Genomic DNA, 1,614 nt, shown 5'->3' with positions numbered 1-1,614 from the left:
GGTGGATCTGATAGAGATCGACGTGGTCGACGCCGAGTCGGCGCAGGCTGTCGTCGAGCGCGGTCATGAGCCAGCGGCGTGAACCGCCGCGATGATTGCGCTCCTCGCCCATCGGCATCGTCGCCTTCGTGGCCAGCACGAGGTCGTCGCGGCGACCCGCGACGGCCTTGCCGACCAGCTCCTCCGATTCGCCCTGGCCGTACATGTCGGCGGTGTCGATGAGGTTGACGCCGCCGTCGATGGCGACATCGATCATGGCGGTGACCTCGTCCTGGGTGGAATTTCCCAGCTTGCCGAAGTTCATCGCGCCGAGCACGAGCGTGCTGACCTGAACGCCGGTACGGCCCAGAGTGCGGTACTGCATGGCGGTTCCTCCCAGATGGGCTTGGTTCGGCTCGCCGGTTCTGGCATCCTCGACCAAGCGGAACGATGTTCCGCTAATCAACATACGGAACACTGTTCCGTTTAACAAGAGGGAGGTCTCGTGGCCGACAACCCGACCGAGGCGCCGCGCCGACGCGCCGACGCCCGGCGCAACCAGCAGGCCCTGCTCGACGCAGCCGCGGCCGCCTTCATCGCCTCGGGCGTCGATGTCCCCGTCCGCGAGATCGCCGCCCGAGCAGGCGTCGGCGTGGGCACCATCTACCGCCACTTCCCCACCCGGGCCGACCTCATCGTCGCCGTCTACCGCCACCAGGTCGAAGCGTGCGCCGAAGCCGGCCCCACACTCCTGGCCGCCCTCGGTTCCCCCCACGCCGCACTCGGCGAATGGATGACCCTTTTCGTCGACTTCCTCACCACCAAACACGGCCTGGCAGAAGCACTTCACTCCGACGCGACCGCCTTCGAAACCCTCCACACCTACTTCCTCGACCGCCTGGTCCCCACCTGCGAAGCCCTCCTCACCGCCGCCGTCACCGCAGGCGAAATCCCCGCCGGCACCGACCCCTACGAACTCCTGCGCGCCGTCGGCAACCTCTGCATCGGCGGCGACACCCCCCGCTATCACCCCCGCCGGATGGTCGCCGTCCTCATCACAGGGCTGAGCGTGAAGTAGCCGACCAGAGCGCAGGCCGAGGACACTCTCGCGCTGACATACCCGAGCGGCGGTGAGCAGGTGGTTGTCGTCGGCACCAATACGCAGAAGGGCCGAGCGATGCCGACAGCCGCCACCGAGATCGGGGCGGAGCAGCGTGTCGCGTTCATCCAGGCGGACCCGCGCCTGGTAGCCGAGAAGTGGCCGGCCATCCTCGACCCGTCCGGCCCTGGCGGCAACCCGTCCCGAATCCGCTGGGAGAAAACGCAGTTCAGGAGGGGAAGTGGGGCGGGTGGGGCTCGAACCCACGACCAGCGGATTATGAGTCCGCGGCTCTAACCGACTGAGCTACCGCCCCTCGCCGCGGGGGTCTCCGCGGGCGAGTCGCATGGTACCCGGCGAAGTGCGGGGTTGACCACTCGACGCGGCGGTCGTGTCGGACCGGCGGGTACGAGAACGGCGACCGGAGTCGCGGCTTCCGAGAAAGACGCGGCGACCGATCGCCGTGGTGGTGCTGCACCCGGGGGTAGGGTTTACGAGCGTTCAGCTCGCTGGCCTCCCCGCGCTCGTACATCGCG

2 protein-coding genes and 1 tRNA gene are annotated in these 1,614 nt (G+C 68.3%); 1 reads left to right on the top strand and 2 read right to left on the bottom strand.

Annotation, left to right across the window (positions count from 1 at the left end; translation table 11 throughout):
* The coding region (locus ACFWF3_RS35285) for an aldo/keto reductase (protein ID WP_379318462.1) at nt 1-364 on the bottom strand (364 nt) is incomplete at its 3' end.
* Between the two features lie 120 nt (nt 365-484).
* On the opposite strand from ACFWF3_RS35285, the gene ACFWF3_RS35280 reads away from it, so the two are divergent.
* Complete coding sequence (locus tag ACFWF3_RS35280; protein WP_379318460.1) at nt 485-1,057, top strand: TetR/AcrR family transcriptional regulator; 573 nt, start codon at nt 485-487, stop codon at nt 1,055-1,057.
* A gap of 263 nt (nt 1,058-1,320) precedes the next feature.
* Here the strand turns inward: ACFWF3_RS35280 and ACFWF3_RS35275 are convergent.
* A tRNA-Ile gene (locus tag ACFWF3_RS35275) sits at nt 1,321-1,394 on the bottom strand.
* Between the last annotated feature and the right edge of the window lie 220 nt (nt 1,395-1,614).

Origin of the sequence: Nocardia sp. NPDC060220 (assembly GCF_042727815.1) — a bacterium.
Classification (GTDB): Bacteria; Actinomycetota; Actinomycetes; order Mycobacteriales; family Mycobacteriaceae; genus Nocardia.
Note: the sequence above shows the minus strand (reverse complement) of the source record. Positions and strands in the feature narration are given on the sequence as shown.